This window comes from Pseudomonas sp. Sample_21, from assembly GCF_004307525.1.
In the GTDB taxonomy this organism is placed as follows: domain Bacteria; phylum Pseudomonadota; class Gammaproteobacteria; order Pseudomonadales; family Pseudomonadaceae; genus Aquipseudomonas; species Aquipseudomonas atacamensis.
Genome location: NZ_RCNZ01000022.1, coordinates 39,278 through 42,031, shown reverse-complemented (window position 1 = coordinate 42,031; position 2,754 = coordinate 39,278). Strand labels below are relative to the sequence as shown.

At 54.8% G+C, this 2,754-nt stretch carries 3 protein-coding genes; 1 reads left to right on the top strand and 2 read right to left on the bottom strand.

Annotation, left to right across the window (positions count from 1 at the left end):
* Positions 1 to 903: 903 nt before the first annotated feature.
* Positions 904 to 1,257, top strand: coding sequence for a hypothetical protein (locus D8U71_RS01785; protein WP_016773880.1), 354 nt, complete (start codon positions 904 to 906; stop codon positions 1,255 to 1,257).
* A gap of 247 nt (positions 1,258 to 1,504) precedes the next feature.
* Here the strand turns inward: D8U71_RS01785 and D8U71_RS01780 are convergent, their stop codons facing one another.
* The gene (locus tag D8U71_RS01780; RefSeq protein WP_130887039.1) at positions 1,505 to 2,029 is read right to left on the bottom strand and encodes a hypothetical protein; all 525 of its coding nucleotides are present in this window, start codon (positions 2,027 to 2,029) and stop codon (positions 1,505 to 1,507) included.
* 204 nt (positions 2,030 to 2,233) lie between these two features.
* A partial coding sequence (locus D8U71_RS01775) for a methyl-accepting chemotaxis protein (protein ID WP_241664191.1) occupies positions 2,234 to 2,754 on the bottom strand: 521 nt, incomplete at its 5' end.

Sequence of the window (2,754 nt, the reverse complement as noted above, 5' to 3'; positions counted from 1 at the left end):
TGTGTCTGGCTGCGCCAGACGGTCGCTACGCTCCCACCCCCGGATCAATCCCTCCACTCAGCCTTCCGACGTCGCCGGTGGATCAAGATCAAAAGCACTCGAGCTTGCGCTCATTGTTGAGTGGGGCGGCTTCGCCGCGGGCAGCTGCGCTGCTTTGCTTTTCTGCTTTTTGTGGGAGCGAGCCTGCTCGCGAAGGCGGCCTGACAGCCGACCATTATCCACCGGCCGGACTCAATCCCTGTGGGAGAGCACTCGAGCTAACGCTCATTGTTGAGTGGTGCGGCTTTGCCGCGGGCAGCTGCGCTGTTTTGCTTTTCTGTGGGAGCGAGCTTGCTCGCGAAGGCGGCCTGACAGCCGACCACTATCTACCGGCCGGACTCAATCCCTGTGGGAGCTGGCTTGCCAGCGATGGCAGCCTCCAAGTCGACCAATCCCTCACTGATGTACCCGATCCAAATGTGGGAGCGAGCCTGCTCGCGAAAGCGCTCTTCCAGACGACCTCAAACCACCTGACTGTCAGAGGCAATCCCTGCACTTAAACATCATCAAATACCCCCGTTGAAACTACACGACCCGTTACGCCATCCCGGCTACAACTCCTTGCGCCATTGCCTACGCCTACGCCAGAATCCGCCGGCTTACGCGCCATGAGGTTGGCTATATCGTTTCTCGGTCACTGACAAAAAGCAGTGATCGGGTTTGGTAGCCCGTCTGTAATGGCCGTATGTCTACGCCTTCAGACCGTCCTTTTTTTGGGGGCTCGGTTTATATGGTGGTCATGCGTGGGGCTCGTTCGCGGGCGCCGGGTTCCTATTGCAGCCGGTCTACCAACCCGCGTATGGCCGCCACCCTCGTTTGGTAGCGAAGGTGATGGCTCCTTGAATCTGCAATAGGAGTTTCATCATGTTCAAAGTCACCCCCAACCCGCCACCCTCCCACGACCGCGCACTCGACCCGCAAAAAATCCAGGAAGCCACCGACCGCGCCCTCGATTACTACCTCAAACCCGAAGATCTGGCCGCTCCACCAAGCTCTCCAAAATATCGCCCGATCTATGTCGTGGACCCCACGCTGGATGACGAAACCCTGTTGGTCGAGGCCTGCGAGTCGCTTTCATACGCCCATGCCATGGCCGGTAACATCGCCAACTCGATAGGCGGCCCGGAGCGCAAACCGCTGCTGGCGCTGCAACAGGTGATCATGCTGAACGAACTGTTGGTCAATCGGTTACTGGACAAACTGAAGCTGCCTCAATAAGTTCGCTGGCTTTTATGGCCTCTTCGCGAGCAGGCTCGCTCCCACAGGGGATCGTCGTCGGGCACATATCTGTGGTCACCGCATATCGGATGTAGGGTGAGCCTGCTCGCGATGTTGGCCTGACGACCAACCGGCCTCTTACTGATGCACCCGGTCCAAATGGGGGGGGGCGAGCTTGCTCGCGAAAGCGGCATCCCAGACGACACCAAAATCACAGGCCAACTTCCCGCTATTTCTTTGCGGTATATCAAACAATATCCGGCAATGCCTCAAAATATTGTTTGGCTTTCAGATCATCTCTTTTTAAATTGAAAGTACCTTTGGGTCTTATTTGTTCGGGGGTTTCGTCGGGTTTTGTTTTTGCAAATGTCGCTTCGAATTCGCCTTCAACAGTCCCTTTTACAGGATCCAGCTTAATGCTCAGTGTCGCATCACCCGCCGCGATAACTCGCCAGCCTTTAAGTTCGCCCTTCTTTATTGAATGTCTGTGGTCACAGTACAAGCCCGCTGCAAGCGTATAAGTGCCTTCCAGGATGTCCTCGTTGATATACGGCACTGCGAGCATAAAACCAAAAAGATCCTCTGAATCAACGGTGCCTACGGAGCCGTAAAATATCCATGAGTTATCAGTTGTCGTGCTTGAGTTATAGAATAATGTTCTTTGGGCTTCGGTTGATAAAGAATCGATCTGCCACTGAAATTCGTTGTCCTCTGTTTCGAAGTTATTTATCTGCGGGACGTTATTTTTGTTATAAAAATCTCTGAAGCTCACGATGAAATCCTTCTGTCTCGTAGGGGGATCCCGTCGATTGATCGGACGGTAATTCATAGATATTCAGTTTCTAAAATGTTGTCTACTGTCAGAGTTGTCAGCTAGACATAGTTCGCAGAATGTGCTTTTCGCTTATTTTTTTGTTTCAGGTAATAAAAAAACCGGAAGCTTTAGCTGTCCGGTTTTTTTATCCTGCTAGAGCAATCAGCGGTTAAACCGCGCCACCAACGAATACTGGGTGTTTGCCGTCTTCGTCAGTTCTTCACTCAGCAACGCCGAGTTGTGCGCTTGCTCGGACGTCTGATCCGCCAGCTCCGAAATATTGCTGATGTTACGGCTGATCTCTTCAGCCACGGCACTTTGCTCTTCGGTCGCGGCGGCGATCTGCGTTGTCATGTCGGTGATGTTGGCCACTGCTTCGCTGATGCCGACCAGTGCCTGATCCGCTTCCAGGACCCGCGCCACGCCTTCTTCGGCCTGGCGATGGCCGGCTTCCATGGTTTGCACGGCGCTGGAGGCGGTCTGCTGCAACTTGGCGATCAGGGCATGGATCTGCCCGGTGGATTCGCTGGTGCGTTGCGCCAGTTGGCGGACTTCGTCAGCCACGACCGCAAAACCACGGCCCATTTCGCCGGCACGCGCCGCTTCAATCGCAGCGTTGAGGGCGAGGAGGTTGGTCTGGTCGGCGATGCCTTTGATCACGTCGACCACGCCGCCGATTTCGT

Bases quoted from the DNA above. Each gene is read 5' to 3' on its own strand.
- D8U71_RS01785 (WP_016773880.1), top strand. From the start codon at position 904: ATGTTCAAAGTCACCCCCAACCCGCCACCCTCCCACGACCGCGCACTC.